General features: G+C 72.4%; 16 protein-coding genes and 1 pseudogene. 9 read left to right on the top strand and 8 right to left on the bottom strand.

Going from position 1 to position 17,034, the window contains the following annotated elements:
• Positions 1-170 precede the first annotated feature (170 nt).
• The 4 genes and pseudogenes from ACFZCD_RS03370 to ACFZCD_RS03355 all read left to right on the top strand — a co-directional run.
• A pseudogene (locus ACFZCD_RS03370) lies at positions 171-410 on the top strand (hypothetical protein); the annotation flags it as partial.
• The gene (locus ACFZCD_RS03365; RefSeq protein WP_391827357.1) at positions 407-817 is read left to right on the top strand and encodes an SRPBCC family protein; all 411 of its coding nucleotides are present in this window, start codon (positions 407-409) and stop codon (positions 815-817) included. The pseudogene ACFZCD_RS03370 and the gene ACFZCD_RS03365, both read left to right, overlap by 4 nt.
• A gap of 192 nt (positions 818-1,009) precedes the next feature.
• Entirely contained in the window at positions 1,010-1,243 is a 234-nt protein-coding gene (locus ACFZCD_RS03360; protein WP_391827945.1) for a hypothetical protein, read from the top strand.
• A gap of 109 nt (positions 1,244-1,352) precedes the next feature.
• Positions 1,353-2,291, top strand: a complete 939-nt coding sequence (locus ACFZCD_RS03355) for a DUF5995 family protein (protein WP_391827355.1) — start codon at positions 1,353-1,355, stop codon at positions 2,289-2,291.
• Between the two features lie 62 nt (positions 2,292-2,353).
• Here the strand turns inward: ACFZCD_RS03355 and ACFZCD_RS03350 are convergent, their stop codons facing one another.
• The 3 genes from ACFZCD_RS03350 to ACFZCD_RS03340 form a co-directional block, all read right to left on the bottom strand.
• Positions 2,354-3,979, bottom strand: a complete 1,626-nt coding sequence (locus ACFZCD_RS03350) for an ankyrin repeat domain-containing protein (RefSeq protein ID WP_391827353.1) — start codon at positions 3,977-3,979, stop codon at positions 2,354-2,356.
• Between the two features lie 130 nt (positions 3,980-4,109).
• Complete coding sequence (locus ACFZCD_RS03345; protein ID WP_391827351.1) at positions 4,110-4,751, bottom strand: hypothetical protein; 642 nt, start codon at positions 4,749-4,751, stop codon at positions 4,110-4,112.
• A gap of 31 nt (positions 4,752-4,782) precedes the next feature.
• Positions 4,783-5,964 (bottom strand): type III polyketide synthase, encoded by a 1,182-nt coding sequence (locus tag ACFZCD_RS03340; protein WP_391827349.1) that lies wholly within the window; start codon positions 5,962-5,964, stop codon positions 4,783-4,785.
• 264 nt (positions 5,965-6,228) lie between these two features.
• On the opposite strand from ACFZCD_RS03340, the gene ACFZCD_RS03335 reads away from it, so the two are divergent.
• Entirely contained in the window at positions 6,229-6,753 is a 525-nt protein-coding gene (locus ACFZCD_RS03335; protein WP_391827347.1) for a hypothetical protein, read from the top strand.
• Here ACFZCD_RS03335 and ACFZCD_RS03330 read toward each other — a convergent pair.
• Entirely contained in the window at positions 6,728-7,882 is a 1,155-nt protein-coding gene (locus ACFZCD_RS03330; protein WP_391827345.1) for an alkene reductase, read from the bottom strand. The genes ACFZCD_RS03335 and ACFZCD_RS03330 overlap by 26 nt on opposite strands.
• A gap of 91 nt (positions 7,883-7,973) precedes the next feature.
• On the opposite strand from ACFZCD_RS03330, the gene ACFZCD_RS03325 reads away from it, so the two are divergent.
• Both ACFZCD_RS03325 and ACFZCD_RS03320 read left to right on the top strand, forming a co-directional pair.
• Positions 7,974-8,354, top strand: coding sequence for a MerR family transcriptional regulator (locus tag ACFZCD_RS03325; RefSeq protein ID WP_391827343.1), 381 nt, complete (start codon positions 7,974-7,976; stop codon positions 8,352-8,354).
• A gap of 215 nt (positions 8,355-8,569) precedes the next feature.
• The gene (locus ACFZCD_RS03320; protein ID WP_391827341.1) at positions 8,570-9,682 is read left to right on the top strand and encodes an alpha/beta hydrolase; all 1,113 of its coding nucleotides are present in this window, start codon (positions 8,570-8,572) and stop codon (positions 9,680-9,682) included.
• Positions 9,683-9,787: 105 nt separating this feature from the next.
• On the opposite strand, the gene ACFZCD_RS03315 is transcribed toward ACFZCD_RS03320, so the two are convergent.
• The 4 genes from ACFZCD_RS03315 to ACFZCD_RS03300 all read right to left on the bottom strand — a co-directional run bounded on the left by ACFZCD_RS03315 (position 9,788) and on the right by ACFZCD_RS03300 (position 14,710).
• Positions 9,788-10,204 carry an SHOCT domain-containing protein gene (locus tag ACFZCD_RS03315; RefSeq protein WP_391827339.1) on the bottom strand — a complete coding sequence of 139 codons (417 nt, stop codon included), beginning with the start codon at positions 10,202-10,204 and terminating at the stop codon, positions 9,788-9,790.
• A complete protein-coding gene (locus tag ACFZCD_RS03310) occupies positions 10,201-11,544 on the bottom strand; it encodes a hypothetical protein (protein WP_391827337.1) in 1,344 nt (447 codons plus the stop codon). Before ACFZCD_RS03310 ends, ACFZCD_RS03315 begins: the two co-directional genes overlap by 4 nt.
• A gap of 140 nt (positions 11,545-11,684) precedes the next feature.
• On the bottom strand, positions 11,685-11,882 hold the full coding sequence (locus tag ACFZCD_RS03305) for a hypothetical protein (protein WP_391827335.1): 198 nt from the start codon (positions 11,880-11,882) through the stop codon (positions 11,685-11,687).
• Between the two features lie 140 nt (positions 11,883-12,022).
• On the bottom strand, positions 12,023-14,710 hold the full coding sequence (locus ACFZCD_RS03300; protein WP_391827333.1) for a LuxR C-terminal-related transcriptional regulator: 2,688 nt from the start codon (positions 14,708-14,710) through the stop codon (positions 12,023-12,025).
• A 248-nt stretch (positions 14,711-14,958) separates the two neighbouring features.
• Here ACFZCD_RS03300 and ACFZCD_RS03295 point away from each other — a divergent pair, with 248 nt between their 5' ends.
• Together ACFZCD_RS03295 and ACFZCD_RS03290 are read left to right on the top strand one after the other, a co-directional pair.
• A complete protein-coding gene (locus ACFZCD_RS03295) occupies positions 14,959-16,545 on the top strand; it encodes an MFS transporter (protein WP_391827331.1) in 1,587 nt (528 codons plus the stop codon).
• The gene (locus tag ACFZCD_RS03290) at positions 16,542-17,033 is read left to right on the top strand and encodes a potassium channel family protein (RefSeq protein WP_391827329.1); all 492 of its coding nucleotides are present in this window, start codon (positions 16,542-16,544) and stop codon (positions 17,031-17,033) included. The genes ACFZCD_RS03295 and ACFZCD_RS03290 overlap by 4 nt, the downstream gene beginning before the upstream one ends.
• Position 17,034: the final 1 nt, after the last annotated feature.

Below are 17,034 nucleotides of genomic sequence, written 5' to 3'. Positions count from 1 at the left end.
ACCGGGACGCTGAACGTTTGACGTTGTGCAGGTCATGGCCTTCACCGAGCCGCGGGCGGCATCGCCGACGCGCGGCGTGGTGACGGGCAAGAGGGGGTAAGCCGCCGGGCGAGGCGGCTTACCCCCTCTCTTGCTGCCGGGCCGCCGGACTTCGGATTGAGCCGCAGGCGCTGTGGTCCAGGTTCCGCTCGCAGCTCGGCCTTCCTCCCAAGCCTGCCGTGCGGCTGGTCCGCTTCGATCACGCCGCCCGCCGCTTGGTCGCGGGCGAAAGCGCGGCGATGCTCCGATGCTCCGATGAGACGCATTCACGGCTCCCTGCTTTGCAAACGGGTGGTTGTGCGCTGCCGGGGCGCTGCCACCGGGCAGGAGCACTGGCAGGTCACCGAGGCGAGGATGGGTTGGGCCCATGAGTGAATACGAGCGTTCCCGCACGATGCCGGCGCTGCCGGAGCACGTCTTCGACCAGGCGGGTGATGTGGACCGGCTGGAAAGCTGGATGCCGCCGGAGCTGCACGTGCGGGCCGGGGACCTGCCGGCCGTCACCGTGCATGAGGACGCCACCGGCCAGGACGCGCCCGCGCTGTTCCGTGCCGAGCCGGAGCAGATGCGCCTGGAGTGGGGCACACGTGAGGACGGCAGTTACGCCGGATGGCTGCAGGTGGCCGGGATTGGCAGCGGGGCCAGCGAGGTGACGTTGCATCTGTCCTTCTTCGACGAGGGCCACGACCCGGGCGCCGAGACCGTGCACGCAGCGCTGGAGAGCAGTCTGGAGCGGCTGGAGGAGCAGGTGCGGTTGCGCGTCGACGACGGCGGGTGAGGCCTCGGGGATCCGATGGGGCCGAACCGGCCGCCGTTTCCCGGTTCGTCCCGGTGGGCGATGCGGGCGGCGCGTTGCCCCGCGCTGCCGGGGCAGGAGGCCGCCGGTATTGCATGCTGGCGGCCCAGCGCCGCGGCACCGGGGGCGCCGCTGCGGTGTCCCGGCCGGGCAATCAGTAGAGGGATGAGCGACATGGCAGTGTGCGAGGTCTGCGACAACGACTACGAAATGGCCTTCGAAGTGCGGGCCGCGGGAGCCGTACACGTCTTCGACAGCTTCGAATGCGCCGCCCACAAGCTCGCGCCGATCTGCGACGCGTGCGGGTGCCGCATCCTCGGGCACGGCCTGGAGACGGACGGGATGTTCTTCTGCTGCGCCCATTGCGCGCGGGTCAAGGGCTACACGCAGCTGGCCGACCACGCCTGAACGCGGGCGCCCGCCGCCGCAGCCCGCGCGTTGCCCGGCAGGACCCGTGTCGTTGGGCAGGGCCGGGGGTTGCCCCGGGTTTCCTCTCCTGGCGCGGAAGGTGTCCGGCATGCGGCTGAACGGACTGGTGCGGGCGGGTGCAGCGGCAGTGGCGACGGCCGCGCTGTGGGCCGGCGGCGGGCTGCCCGCGGGCGCAGCGGTGCCGGGCGGGCGGCCACCGGCCTCCTGCCGGGGGGCGGTGATGGAATGCGTCGCGGTGCGGGAGCGGGCGCTGACGGCGGTCCGGGAGCAGTTGGGCTGCGACCACCGGGCGCCGTTCGCGGCACTGTACGTGCGGGTGCAGGAAGCGCTGGCCGACACGATGCGGGAGCGGCCCCCGGTCTTCGCCGAGCCGTCATGGACGGGCGGTGACCTCAACGCGGCCTTCGTGGAGGCCTATCTGCGCGCGTACGAGGACGACCGGGAGGGACGGGCGGTGCCGGAGGCGTGGCGCATCGCCTTTACCGCGGCGCGCGGGGGCGACACCAACGCCGGACAGGACGCGCTGCTGGGCGCGAACGCCCACATCCAGCGCGACATGCCGTACGTCCTGGCGTCGCTGGGGTTGTCTGCCGGGGACGGTCTCTCCCGCGAGGGAGACTTCGACCGCGCACAAAAGGTTCTGGACCGTGCGTACACGTCGGCAGTGGCGGACATTGCGGCCCACTACGATCCGCTGCTCGCGGTAGCCGACGGACGGTGGAACCCGGTGGCCCGGCTGGGAGCGCGCGAGCTGCTGGTGCTGTGGCGGCAGAACGCCTGGCATTACGCCGAGCGGCTTGCCGCCGCCCGCGACGAACGGGAGCGGGAGACGGCCGCGCGGGCCGTGGAGGCGAACGCCGCAGCCTGGGGCAGGCTGCTTGCAGCGGTGCGGGTGCCCGGCTACGGGCAGGTACGCGACGCGTACTGTCACGGGGAGCGGACTGCCGTAGCGGGCGAGGAGACGAGGTGGCCGGTACGGGTGGCACCGGCGCGGCTGCTCGCAGGCCGGGAACCGGAGAACAGCTGAGTCCACGGCCATGGCCCCGGGCGCTGCCGGCCTCCGGGGTCGTCAGCGGTGGGTTTCTGCACTCACCATGCAAGCAGTGGACTCTCCTCGGGTATCTCAGCCCATCGGTCGTAGGGTCCGGTGATCACGCACCGGTCCCGGATCGTCAGACCTGCCTGGTTGCAGGCATAGGCCAGCTCGTCGCCGCCCCAGCGCCGCGCCAGGCTGTCCCGAAGCCAGAAACGGTGAACCCAGTGACCTTCCGGCTCCTCGTGTCCCGGCCGTAGGCCGATCTCCTCGTAGTGGAGTACGCGGCCGTTGTCGGCCAAGGTGCCGAATGTGCCGCCCTTGGGGTTGAAGTAGAGGCCGTACGCCCGGCCGCCGCCGGTCGTCAGGGCGGTCAGCCAGCTGTCGGAGGAGGTCCCGTAAAAGGTGTGCTGGACCAGCACACAGCCGCCCGGCACCGCGGTCACGGCCACCACCCGGACGCTGCGATCCCAGTCGTCATAGGGGTCGTACTCATCCTGGTCCAGCACGACCGGGTCGGCGCCGAGCCGGCGAACGGCCTCCTCCAGGCCGACTCCCGAAACGAATGCCACGGAGATCCCCTCCGTGTGCAGGTCATCGCCGAAGACCGCGGCCTGCTCGTCGGCGGCCTCGAACGCAGCGATTTCGGCCTGGGTGAGTCGGGCATGCTCCGGTGCGGTGGCGGCGAACAGCGGAGCCAGTCGGGTGGTCAGCGCGAGTCGGCCCGGTGACCAACGCCCGATACGGGGAGTCCAGGCATCCGCCCCGGCGGCCAGGAGTGCGGCTGCGTTCCCTTCGGCCCCGTGGCACACGGCTTGCCACAGAGCTGTCTCACCTTGCTCGTCAGTCCGGTCGACGTCTGCGACCAGTCTCGCCAGCTCCGTCACCGACTCGGGGCTTCCGGCAGCTGCGGCCCGGTGCAGGGGCCACGCTTCCGAATCATCGGGGTTGGCGCCGGCAGCCAGACGAGCTCGTACCACCTCAGGGTCGGACCAGCCTTCTTTACCCATGTAGTCCCAGTCCGCCCGGTCCTTCTCGACGGGGCCCCGGGCCGGTGGGGGCGGGGGTGGGAAGAGGGGCAGCTCGGGGTGCGCCATGATCTCGCCGGGGCCTGTGGTGAAGTAGGCGTATCCGCCTTCTTCGCCTTCGCGCGGTTGCCACGGCGGCAGGTCCTGCCAGATCTCCACGGCCTGGGCCGCCGCTGCCCGCAGCGTGGTGCCGTCGAACTCCGTACGGGTTTCCGGGACGTCCATCGCGGGCCACTCGGTGACCAGGACGAGCGGCCCCTCGGGTGGCAGCTGCGACAGGTACAGCTCGAGGCCGTAATGAAACAGGCCGGCCGAGCCGTCGAGCAGCTCCAGGCTGGGCTCCCTTCTGTGGCGGTCGGCATAACGCGAGTCGTCTTCCAGCGTGCTGATGCGCCGTCCGTCGGAGAACAACAGGCTCAAGCGCAGCCCGTCCCGGCCGCCACCGCGGTTGTCATCGGCCCGGCGCTTGAAGACGCTCAGCCGAATGCCCAGCGAGGAGGGCCACACCTCCCAGCCCGTCAGCAGGATGCGTGTCTCCGGTCCTCTGCCGACCTCGGCGGTGTGCGGCACCCTGGCCGGCACGTACCACGAGCGCGGCGGGAGAGGCTCATCACTGGACGGGGTGTAGCGGCTGAGGGGTCGTGAATTGTCCATGCGGCGGATCCTGCCACCCACCACTGACAACGCCGCCTCGTCACCCAATTGCCCTGCGGGTTCCTCTGCAAGAGTCGCTCAGGCCGCGGCTGACGCCGCGTTGCTTGGGCAACGAACGCCGACGCACGGGTCAATAGATGAGAAGGCTGACGCCGCAGAGGCCGAGTCCTGCCTCGGCCGCCTGGCGCCATTGACGCAGAGGGCCGGTCAGGACGCTCTCTTCGTCCGGCGTGTAGTCGAGCCAGTCCCGCGCCTCGGCCGCGGCCTGTTCTTCGCGAGTGAAGGACAGGGCGCGTTCGACTTGGGGCAGTGTGCTGCGGACCTCCGCCGCGGTCAGCAGGAAGTTGCCGCACCAGCCGGGCATCAGGGCGGCGCGGTGAGGGCCGATGGCGTGGAAAAAGGACGAGAGTGCGTAATCCTTGGAATGGATCGAGAGGAACATCCGTTCCGGAGACTCGTCCCGCTCCCACACGTCGCGGACCAGGTGGAAATCGTCATCAGGGCTCATGCCGTCGTACAGCTGCTGGACGTGCTCCCCACCGGCCGTCAGACGCAGGAAGGACGTGACAGCCTCGGCAAGTGGTTCGTCCGCGGCTGTCGCGCTGTACCAAGTGCGGTGATCCGGCAAGGGTGAACGGTGCCACGCGCGCCAGCGTTTCTGCGCACGCCTGTCCTGGCGTTCGGCCGCGATGAGCGGCACGACCCGCGGTGCGAGCTCGTCGATAACCGAGTCGCTGTGTGCACTGATCGCCCAGGCAGAAGTGATCCCCACGCTCTGAGCCTACGACGGGATCGGGGCCGGATCATCGAGCGTAGATCCTGGTGGGCAACGGTGCCACACCCCAACGCCGGGATGGCCTTGGGGTCGTCCTGGTGCCGGTGTCCCCGGGCCGGTGGGCAGCCCCCGTCACCAGCCCAGAAGCATCAGTTCGCTCGTGAGGCCCGGGCCGAGGGCTAGGAGGAGGCCGGGGGGAGCCGGGGGTGGGTGGGGTGGTGAGGGTTCTGCGGAGGACGTCGAGGACCGAGGCGGAGGAGATGTTGCCGTGCTCGGCCAGCGAGTCCCGAGAATGGGTGAGGGCTCCGGGCGGCAGGCCGAGTCCGCGGTCCAGGGCTTCCATGATCTTCGGGCCGCCGGGGTGGCAGACCCAGGCGGCGATGTCCTCCGTGGTCAGCCCATGGCCCGTGAGGAAGTCGTGGATCTCACCGGGGAGGTGTTTCTCGGCGAAGCCGGGGACCTCCGGGGAGAGGTAGGCGGCGAAGCCGCCGGTGCCCACGCGCATGCCCATGAGGTGTTCGGTCCCCGGGTGCAGGCGGCTGCGGGTCGCGACCAGCGCGGGGCCGGCCGCCTCCCCGGCGCGGCGGCCGCCCAGGACCACGACGGCGGCAGCGGCGTCGCCGAACAGGCTGGTGGCGACGAGATTGGCGGCGGACGTGTCCGCGTACTGGAAGTTCAGCGAGCACAGTTCGACGGAGACGAGGACGGCCACGTCGTCGGGCCGGCCTCTGAGGTAGTCGTGCACCCGCGACAGCCCCGCGGCGCCTCCCGCGCAGCCGAGACCGAGCAGCGGCATGCGGGCCACGTGAGGGGGCAGGCCGGCCCGCTGGACGAGTTCGGCGTCGAAGGACGGGACGGAGACCCCGGTGGTGGTCGTGGTGACGACGGCACCGACGTCGCCGGGCCGTACGCCCGCCGTCGCCAGGGCCTGTTCGAGGGCGTCCGGCCCGACCTGGCGGGCGGTGGCGGTCCACACCTCGTTGTACTCGGTGAACGTGCGCGGCCGGGTGTACTCGGCCAGGGGCAGGGACAGGTTGCGGTAGGCGATGCCCGTGTGGGCGGCGATGCCGGTGAACTGGCGGCGTACGGCCGTGCCGGCGGAGAGGAACGCCTCGGCGAACACGGCGGCAATGTCCCGCTGACGGTGCCGGTGCGGGGGCGCGGCCACCGCCGCGGAGGCCACCCGGGGCGCTGGGCTCGTGTTGCTCATCAGGCCTCCCTGGGCGGTCGTGCCGGTGACCGCGTCTGCTCGCTACGGGGAGCCCACGGTGACGCGGGCCCGGCCCGTGCGGCAGGGCTTGAGGCCGGGCGCGAGAGCGCGTCGTGCGGCGCGAAGCGACGCGCGGGGACTCCGGTGCTTTCGGAGCCCCCGGTGAAGACGGTGGAACCCGGAATGCCCTGGGTAGCCAAGTGGCCGTCACCCGCGCCATGACCGGCGCACGCGCAGGACAGGAAGCACAGCAAAGGGGTAGCCATGGTCGGCAAGCGTGGCGTCGGGATCGCTCTGTCCTCCCTCGCCCTGGTCGCGGCGGGCATCGGCGGGGCGCCGGAGGCCCGGGCCCACGCGGCCGAGGACTGCACGGGGCGGGAGAGCATCACCTACGGACCGGGGCTCGGTCTCTCCTCCCGCCCCGCGGCCGTCAGCGTCGACGGCACGTACCACTGCACGGACGCCCCGGGGCACACCGTCACGGCCACGTACCACACCGAGGGCACCACCGGAGGCAACTGCCTGCTCCTCGCCGGGAACCGGTCGGAGGAGACCCTGCACTACGCGGACGGCAGCACGACCGTCATCGCGTACCGCTCCGGCCCCTCCGTCCGGCTCGCGGGCGTCAACACCGCGGTGCTCAGCGGCGTCGTCGTCGCCGGGCGCGGCAAGGGGTCGGTCGCCGAGAAGACCATCCAGACGCTGCCCGGCAGCCTGCCGACCGACTGCGTGCTCGCCGACGGCATCCGGCACACGATCGCCTTCACGCACTTGAGCGTCCACCCGTGACGGCGAGGACGGGCCGCTCCCGGTGCTCGGCGGCGCTCAGGGCGGGGTAGTCGGTGTAGCCGGTCTCTCCGCCCACGTACATCGAGTACTGCTCGCGCAGCGGGTTGAGCGGGGCGCCGGTGCGCAGGCGCTCGACCAGGTCGGGGTTGGCGATGAAGGCGCGGCCCAGCGAGATCAGGTCGGCCCCCGAGGCCAGCAGGCGTTCGCCGGCGCTCCGCCCGCCGTCGGCGGGCAGCGCTCGTGACCGGCGCAGATCGGGGTTGGCGATCAGCACGCCGGGCCAGTTGCCGCGGAGCTGCCGGAACAGAAGGTCGTCCGGGTCGGCGAACTCCACGTGCAGGTAGACCAGCCCGATGTCCGCGACGGCGTCCAGGAGGGCCGGGTAGATGCGGTGGGTGTCGCCCTCGTCGATGCCGTTGACGGTGTTCGCCGGCGAGATCCGCAGGCCGACCCGCTCCGGGCCGATCGCGTCGGCCACGGCGCGGGCCGTCTCGGCAACGAAGCGGACGCGGTTGGCGACGGGGCCGCCGTAGGCGTCCGTGCGGTGGTTGGTGTTCCGCGCCATGAACTGGTGGAGGAGGAGGCCGTTCGCGGCGTGCACCTCCACTCCGGCGAAGCCCGCCGCCACGGCGTTGCGGGCGGCCTGCGCGAAGTCGGCGACGGTGGTGCGGATGTCGCCGGTGGTCATCTCGCGGGGTACGACGGAGGGGCGGCGTCCGGCGGGCGTGTGGATGGTCTCCGGAAGCGCGACCGGTGAGGGCGCGACCGGTATCAGTCCGCTGTTGTCCGGGTGACCGACCCGCCCGCCGTGCTGCAGCTGCAGGAACATCCGGCCGCCCGCGGCGTGCACCGCGTCCGTGACCTGACGCCAACCGGTCACGTGCTCCGGGCGGTGGATGGCGGGGATGTTCGGGTACGTCTGTCCCACGGCGTTCGGGGTGGCCGCCTCGGCGATGATCAGGCCGGCGGAGGCGCGCTGCGCGTAGTAGGTGGCCATGATCGGCTGCGGTACGCCGTCGGCACCGGCCCGGTTCCTCGTCAAGGGGGCCATGACCAGGCGGTTCGGCAGGTGCAGCGAGCTGAGGCGGAAGGGGGCGAAGAGACCGGTGTTTACGGGTGCGTTCGTCATGCCCGTACGGTAGAAGTTGTCATCAGTGTCAGATTCAAGTCCTGACCGGTGCCCTCGGGCAGCCGGTCGCGGGCGGGAGGGGGTGGCCGGGGTGCGGATCGGTGAACTGGCCCGGCGGACCGGTGTGAGCGAGCGATCGCTGCGCTACTACGAGAAGCAGCAGTTGCTGACCTCCGAGCGGACGCCCGGCGGGCACCGCGAGTACGGCGAGTGGGCGGTCGACCGGGTCATCCGGATCCAGGTGCTCCTCGCCGCGGGCCTCAACAGCACGAAGATCGGCCGGTTGCTGCCCTGCATGCGTGACCCGGACGGCGGTCCGTCGGAACGGGCGACCGGGCTCCTGGTCGCCGAACTGGCCGCAGAGCGGCAGCGCATCGACCGGATGATCGCCGATCTGCTCCGCACCCGCGACATCCTCGACGAGGTGATCGACACGGCGTCGGAGCCGGGCGGGACGACAGCCGCCGCCTGAACGGCCGGGCGGCCGTGGGCGCATGGCCCGCAGGAGGTCAGGACGCGGTCGGCGAGGTGGTCGTACCGTCCCCGGCCGGCGGGTGGCGCACCTGCGCCAGTGGCTCAAGTGCGCCACCGTCCCGTATGGCGCTGGGCAGAGCGCTGCGCTGAGACTTCCGGTGACCCGCCGAACCACCCTTCCCATGAACATCCGGCCCATCCCGAGGACAGCTGATGAGATCAGTCCTGCCCACCCGGCTACTGCCCGCCCGGCTCGTGCCCGCCCGGTTCCCGCGCGCCAAGGCGGCAGTTGCCTCCCTGGCCGCCGCCCTTCTCCTCCTGGGCGCTCCTTCCGTACACGCCGCGGCCCCGGGCCCGCCGGACATGGCCGACGGCTTCGGTCTGACCCGCGTGGGCGCCCCGGCCGGCACCGCCACCAACTTCGTGGTCACGGTGAAGACGCCCGAGGTCCAGGGCGAGCACCGGATCCGGATCCTGCTGCCCGCCGACTACGCCGCGAACCCCGCCGAGCGCTATCCGGTGCTCTACTTCCTGCACGGCGCGTCCGACGACCCGGCCAACCCGAACCTGGCCTACCCCGCCCTCACCGCGGCCAAGTCGATGATCACGGTCATTCCGGACGGCGGCCGCCGGGGCTGGTACGCGAACTGGCTCGACCAGAGCACCGCCGCCGGTGCGCAGAACTGGGAGAACTTCCACATCAACCAGGTGATCCCGTTCATCGACGCCAACCTCCGCACCCTCGCGGACAAGAAGGCGCGGGCCATCGCCGGCCTGTCGATGGGCGGGTTCGGCTCCCTGCACTACGCCCAGGCCCATCCCGAGCTGTTCAGCCAGGTCGGTGCGCTCTCCCCCGCGGCCGACCTCTCCGTGCGCCACGCCGTCATGCGGGCCGCCGTGGTCGCCACGCTGACCAACGTGGGCGCCCCGCTCTGCGGCACCAGCAACCCCGCCTGCTCTCTCGACTTCGGGCCCGCGGTGTCCAGCGACGCGGCCTTCGGCTCGCCGTATCCCGTCTTCAACGCCGACTGGCGCTGGAACGAAGTGGATCCCTCCGCACACATGGACCGGCTGGCCGGCATGGGTATCTCCCTCTACACCGGCAACGGCAACGGCCGGCCCGCCGATCCGGAGTTCTGGGTCCAGTCGGCGACGGAACACGCCAAGGACAGCCTGGACCGCCTCGGATATCCCTACCACTACGTGGACTACGGCAACGGAGCCGGCTGGGGCCAGTGCAACGGCGGCCACAGCTACTCCTGCTGGGCCCAGGACCTCACGGACTTCGTCCCCCGCCTCGAAGCGGCCTTCGCGGCCGCCGCCTGACCCCGCCGCTTGGCATGCCGACACCCCGGGCCGCTGCGCACCAGCGGACCGGGGGCCGGCAGACCGGCTGACCCGCGGAGGAGCAGATTCCGCACCGGCCTTTCGTCAGTGCAGGATCTTCTCCTTCGCCCGGCGGAACTCCTCGTCGGAGATGTCTCCCCTGGCCCGGATCTCCGAGAGCTTCATGAGCTCGTCGGCCTCGCTCCTGCGGCCCGTGTCGCCGACGGTCTCCCGCACGTACGTGTCCAACGCCTCCTGCTGCGCCTGCAGATGGCGCCGCTCGCGGGCGCCCATGCTCCGGCCGCGGACGAGGACGTAGACGAAGACGCCGAGGAAGGGCAGCAGGATGGTGAAGAGCAGCCAGCAGGCCTTGGCCCAGCCGCTCAGCGTGTCGTCGCGGAAGACATCGACGATGACACGGAAGAGCAGGATGAACCACGAAACCCACAGGACGATCCACAGAATGGTCCAGAACGCACCCAGGAGAGGGTAGTCGTAGGCCAGATACACGTCATGGTTCATGATCGGTTCTCTCGTTTCTCCGTGCCGTGCACGGTGGAGGCGGCACCGAGTACCGCGAGGACGGCCAGGACGACGACGGCGATGCCGAGGACCAGGGCGACGACCGCCGCCGTGGGGTAGTTCCAGAGGATCAGGGCCACGGCCGCCGCCGCGATGACGATGCCGGTGGTCCAGCGCCGGTGCGTCTCCAGCCAGTGGCCGGTGGCGCCGGTGCGCAGGCCGGAGCGGGCCATGGCCCTGCCCGTGGCGCCGGTGCCCCGGGCGCTCACCGAGCGGACGAACCGGGCGCCGCGCCCGGGGCCGTAGAGGTACGCGGCCAGGGTTGTGATGACGGCCGTGACGAGGACCGTGCGGGTGCTGTTCCGCAGGAAGCGGACGAAGGTGTCGTAGATCGAGGCGGCCGCGTCCGGGGGCAGCACGCCGGCCGGGACGGAGTCCAGATAGATGCGCCGTGCGACGACGAGTCCCACCAGGAGCACGATCATCATCACGCCGATGCCGACGGCCGCGGCCATGAGGGCCACGCGGTGGCCGGGCGCCGCCCACACGGCGAGAGCGGCCAGGACGATCGCGGTGACGGGCAGCCACGTCCCGACGACGTCGAGCAGGCGCATGGCGCCCTGGGCGTCGTCGAGCTTGTCGGTCCGGAACAGGGTGATCGTCTTGTCGGTGTCCGGGATGTTCGCGGCCTTCTCGTAGCCCTCGTCGACCAGCTTCGCCTTGACCTTGTCGACGACGGTGCCCAGGTCGAGGACGACGGCGTCGCCCTTGGCCTGCACGGCGCTGTTCCCCTCGCCGGTGAGGGTCTTGACGACGGCCGCGTGGGCCCGCCGGTTCGCGCCGTCCCACAGCTCGGCGAACTGGTCGCTGGTGACGACCTTGTCGACCACGTCGTGGACCGCTGTGGTGAGGGCGTTCTTGATGGGGCCGGCCAGCATGTGTGACTTGTCCGCGATCCCCGGTGGCGCGTCGGTCTTGGCGAGCGCGTTGCTCAGGGCGTCCGTGATGCCCTTGACGTCGACGTTGTCGACGACCCGGGTGGTCAGCTTGTCCGTGACGGCGTGCTGCACGGACGGGTCCCTGGCCAGGGGCGCGACGGTCTGGACGTAGCGGTCGGTGTCCGAGACCTGGCTGTTCGCCCAGGCCGCCACCACGGCGAGCGGCGAGAGCACGAAGGCGAGCAGCAGCAGGACGGACGTCACCGCGTACCGCAGCCGCCGGTGGTGCATGGCCTCGTGCTTGCGCAGACGCGCGTAGTCGCGGCGTTCGCTCGGGGTCAAGGGGCCTTCGCCGTACAGCGGGCCGGGGCCCTGCGGACCCGGTGCGCGAGGCGGACTCATGGCCTGCTCCCTCCTCGGGCGAGGCGCGTGCCGACCGGAACGGGCACGTGACCGACGCTCGACGGGCTGATCTACCGGCAGGCTGGCCGACCGGCGGCGCGGGCCGCATCACCCGCAGCGGGTGAACGGGCCCTCGTCCGTCACTCGGGCAGGCGGCGCATTTCCTGCACGCTCAGGCCGAGGTCCTGGAAGCGGGCGAGGAGTCCGTACAGATGGGCTTCGTCCGTGACCGTGCCGGAGAGCAGTGTCTGCCGTGGCACCGGTTCCGCCTTCAGCTCCGGGAAGGCCTCCGCCATGAGACGGGAAACGCTGCCGGTCACGCGGAATTCGTAGCGCATGGTCGCACCGCTCCCACTGTCGGGGCACACCGTCGGTGCCAGGGTGCGGCGGCCGGACGCCGCTGCCACCACCCGGAACAGGTGGAAGCGAGGGGCCGCCGGTGCGACAGAGGATGTGCCGCGCCAGAGAATGTGCCGCCTCAGAGGATGTGCAGTTCCCTGCCCCGCTCCACGGCCTCGCGGCGGCGGGAGACGCTCAGCTTGCGGTAGACGCTGCGCAGGTGGGTCTTGACGGTGTTGACGGAGAGGGACAGCTCGCCGGCGATCTCGTCGGCGGACATCATCCTCTGCACGCACAGGAGCACGTCGCGTTCACGGGCGCTGAGGGGCTGGGCCGGGCCGGGGAGGTCCGTGCCCTCGCGGAGGGTGAGCCAGGCGCCGTGGGTGTTCGGGAGGCTCGTGCCGCCCGAGCCGTCCAGTACGTGGCGCAGCCAGGGGCCGGCGTCGCGGAAGGGCCGGCGCAGCCGTTCGGGTCCGGCGGCGTCCAGTGCCCGGCTGAGCAGGCGCTCAGTGGTGGCCCGGTCGCCGGCCAGGAGCGCGGCCCGGGCCTGCAGCAGCCGGACGCCCACGCGGTCCGGCAGGCTGAGGTCCGGGGAGTCCCCGGCGCGGCCCAGCAGCCGCAGAGCGCGGTCGGTGCGTCCGGCGGCGAGGTGGGAGCGGGCGAGGGCGACGAGGGGTGCGGGCCCGTCGGCACGGATGCCGTGCACGGCGGCGAGGGCGGCGTCGTGGTCCCCGCGGGCCAGCGCTGCGGCCGACCGTGCGAGCGCGAGCCGCTGGGCGGGCCACGGCGCGTCGTCCGCTCCCGGCCGGGGAAGGGCGGCGAGGGCCGTTTCCCAGCACCCGCGGGCCAGTTCGAGGCGGGACCGGAGCACCGCGGCCTCGGCCGCCAGGAGCGGGTCGTCGTGCACGTCGCGGCACGCGAGGGCCTGTGCGAGCCGGCGCCGGGCCACTTCCTGGTCGTCCCGTTCGCACGCGACCGCGGCCAGGGCGAGGCAGGCGGCACCGGCCCGGCGGTCCGGCCCGGCGCCGTACTGGTCGGCGATCAGCAGCGAGAGCAGCGCGTGATCCTCCGCGGCGGTCAGGGCACCGGCAGCACTCTCGGCCAGGGCGAGCAGTCCCAGGGACCTGTGCCGTACGGGGAGCGACTCCTCCGAGGTGCAGGCGTCGGCGGCCTCGGAGCAGAGGCGGCGGGCGTCGGCGAGGCGACCGCATGCCAGAAACGCGCCGGCGAGCCCGTACAGCCGCAGCGCCTCGATCTCGGGATGTTGCCGGATCCGCTCGGGCGGCAGCCGCCGCATCAGGCCCGAGACGGCACGCGCGGCTTCCTCGGCCGCTCCGGCCCCGCCATCCCTACCACGGGCTTCCGCCCCACTACCCATCCGGGGATCGCACAGCAGATGCAGCAGCGCGCAGGTGAGCCCGGCCTCCGGGTCCGGCTCCGTGCCGTTGCCGCGCAGGTGGCGTTCGGCTGCGGCGAGGTGCTCGCGGCAGCCGGCCCGGTCATCACGCGCCAGCCGGCAGGCGGCTGCCAGCAGGGCGGGTTCGGCACCCGGCACGGAGGGCGGCATGCGGGAGAAGACCCGCTCGACCCGCTCGCCTTCCGGGGCCGTGAACAGGGCCCCGGCCAGCAGGTGGCGGACGGCCTCGGAGGCGCCGTACTGCCAGTCGCCGGCCTCCGCGGCGTGCTCCAGCGCCTCGGTGACGCGCCCTTCGCCGGCCAGCCACCGGGCGGCACGGGCGTGGAGCCGCGGTACGAGGCCGGGGTGCCGGATCCGCAGCTGGGCGCGGAGCACTTCGGTGAACAGCGGGTGGAGCCGGCACCAGGGCGTGCCGGGGACGGGGTCGAGGAAGGCGTTCTCCTGGATCAGTCCGGCCAGGACCGCCTCGGCGTCCTTGCGTCCGGTCAGCGCGTTGACCAGGTCCGGGTGAAGGCGGTCGAGGACGCTCGCGCGCAGCAGCAGTTCCCGGGTGGCGGGCGGCAGGGCGTCGAGCACTTCGGCGAGCAGGTAGCCGGAGACCGCCTGCTCGGTGCCGGTGAACGAGCGCGTGAAGCCGTCCGGATCACCGGTGCGCTCCATGGCCAGGGCGCACAGCCTCAGGCCGGCGGCCCAGCCTCCGGTGCGCCGCGTCAGGGCCCGGGCGACGTCGCTCCCCGGCCCGAGGCCGTGCCCGCGCAGCAGGGCGGCCGTCTCGTGCGGGGTGAAGGCCAGGTCGGCGCCGCGGATCTCCGTCAGCCGGTCCTCAGCGCGGTAGCGGTGGAGCGGCAGCAGGGGGTCCATCCGGCTGGTCACGACCAGCCGGAGCAGCGGCCCGCAGTGGTCGAGGAGGAATTCCAGGCCGGCCGGTACGCGCCGGCCCGCCACCTTTTCGAAGCCGTCGAGCACGAGGACCACGGGGCCGGGCAGGCGCTCCGTCGCGGCGGCGAGGCGGGTCAGCAGGGACGTGCCGACGCTGCCGGGACGGGCGGGCATGGCGACCCCGTCGCGCAGCCGGGGGGAGACGCGTCCCAGGGCCTCCACCACGTAGCTCCAGAAGACGCCCGGCGCTCCGTCGTGGGTGCCGAGGGTCAGCCACGCCACGGGTCCCGGGGGCTCGCCGTCCCGCGCCCACGCGGCGGCGACGGTGGTCTTCCCCGCGCCCGCGGGGCCGGTGACGAACGTCACCGGCCCCCGTGTGCCCGCACTGACCTTGCCGAGCAGCCGGGGCCGGGGGACGTGGTGGGGAGGAGCCGCGGGCACCGTGAACTTCGCGGCGAGCAGGGGGTCGCCCGACCAGGCCAGTCTCGTTCCGCACCCGTCGCCGGGGGGCGGGAGTCCGGTCGAAGGCATCCGATCACCGCCGTGCCATGGGGAGCCGTTGTGAGTGCCCTCACCTGCGGCCGGTCCGCCTCGGCGGACCGCTCCCTCCATCTTGACCACGCACGGCCGGTGATCGCACACGGGGCCCGGTCCGGCCTCCGGGCCGGACCGGCGACACGCCCCGCCCAAGACGCCGGTCCGCCCGCGTGCGGTTCTAGGGTGCGATCAAGGGGCCGCTCGTCCCCACCGGGCGCACCGACAGCGAAGAGGGTGCAGGCGTGAAACGATGGCGGGCCTTGATCGTGCTCGGGACGGCCCAGTTCCTGATGGTGCTGGACACGTCGGTGATGAACGTGTCGATCAGCAAGCTGGTCGAGGACTTCGACACCGAGGTCACGGCGATCCAGGCCGTCATCACGCTCTACACCCTGGTCATGGCCGCCTTCATGATCACAGGCGGGAAGCTGGGCGACGCGCTCGGACGCCGCCGGGCCTTCGCCGCCGGGCTGGTCGTCTACGGGGCCGGGTCCGCCGTCACCTCCCTGGCGCCGTCCCTGTGGGTGCTGGCGCTCGGCTGGTCGGTGGTCGAGGGGCTCGGCGCCACGCTCGTCCTGCCGGCGCTCGCGGCGCTCGTCGCCGGCGCGTACCGCGGCAGGGAACGGGCTATCGCCTACGGCGTCATCGGAGGGCTGGCCGGCGCCGGCATCGCGGTGGGGCCGCTGCTCGGCGGCTGGGTGACGACGTACCTGACCTGGCGGCTGGTGTTCGCCGGCGAGGTCGTGGTGGTCATCGCCATGCTGTGCGTCGTCCGGTGGATCCCGGACGTCCCGAAGGAGCCGAGGACCCCCCTGGACAAGGGCGGCGTGGCCCTGTCCGCGGCCGGGCTGGCCCTCGTGGTGCTGGGCGTCCTGCAGAGCAGCTCCTGGGGATGGCTGAAACCCCGCAACCCGCCCTTCACCGTCGTCGGCTTCTCCCCCACCGTGTTCGTCATCGCCGCGGGGGGCGTGCTGCTGTGGCTGTTCTGCGCCTGGGAACGGCGGCAGCAGGCACGGGGAAGGGAACCGCTGATGCGCCTGTCGCTGTTCGCGGTCCCGCCGCTGCGGTCCGGGCTGACCATGCTGCTCTGCCAGAACCTCGTCCTGCTCGGCCTGTTCTTCGTCATCCCGCTGTACCTCCAGGTCGTCCAGGGCTTCAACGCCTTCGAGACCGGACTGCGCCTGCTGCCGGTGTCCGTGACCATGCTGCTGTCCGCCATGGCCGGACCGCTGCTGGGCCGGATCGCCGCCCCCAGGACGGTGGTGCGCTGCGGCCTGCTGGTGCTCGTCGTTGCGGCGGTGTGGCTCCTGGCCACGATCGAGCCACGGATCGACAACCTCTCCTTCGGCCTGGCGATGGCCGTCCTCGGCCTGGGCATGGGCCTCCTCGCCTCCCAGCTGGGCAACGTCGTGCAGTCCAGCGTGGGAGAGGCCGAACGCAGCGAGGCGGGCGGCCTGCAGTACACCGCGCAGAACCTCGGTTCCTCCCTGGGCACCGCGCTCATCGGCTCCTTGCTGATCGGCGCCCTGGTCCACGCGTTCACCACGCAGATCGGCGACAACCCGAAGATCTCGGACGCGGTACGCCACCAGGCAGGCATCGCCATGGAAGCGGGAGTGAGCTTCGTCAGCACGGACCAGGTGCGCGCCGCCGCCGGACGCGCCTCGCTCCCGCCGTCGGAGACCGACGCGCTCGTCGACTCCTACGCCACGGCGCAGCTCAACGCCCTGAAGGCCGCCGTGCTGGCCGCCGCGGCCATCCCTCTCGGTGCCTTCCCGTTCACCCGCCGGCTGCCGGCCGAGCGGCTGACCAGGGAAGCCGCCCGGTGAGGGCGGTCCTGCGCCCCCTGGGCACGTCGAGCGGCCTCGTCCTCGCCTACTACCTCCTCCCCCTGGACCAGAGGTTCGAGGGGAGCACCGCCGTGAGCCTCGTGCTCGGCCTGGCCGCCGTGGCGGCCCTGTTCACCTGGCAGATCCGGTCGATCCTGCGGTCTCCCCGGCCGCGCCTGCGGGCCGTCCAGGCGCTGGCCACCACGGTGCCGTTGTTCCTGCTGATCTTCGCGGCCACGTACCACGTCATGGCGCAGGCCGATCCGGGCGGGTTCAGCGAGCCCCTTGACCGGACCGACGCCCTGTACTTCGCGCTCACGGTGTTCAGCACCGTCGGCTTCGGCGACATCACGCCCCGCTCGGAGCCGGCGCGGATCGTCGCCATGCTGCAGATGGTGGGCGACGTCCTGCTCGTCGGCGTCGCCGCCCACGTCGTCGTCGGGGCCGTCCAGTCAGCCCTTGCCCGCAGGCCCGCCGACGACGGGTAGG

The organism is Streptomyces sp. NPDC008001 (assembly GCF_042958085.1).
Taxonomy (GTDB): Bacteria; Actinomycetota; Actinomycetes; order Streptomycetales; family Streptomycetaceae; genus Streptomyces.
The sequence above is the reverse complement of the archived record's forward strand: the minus strand, read 5'-3'. Positions and strand labels throughout refer to the sequence as shown.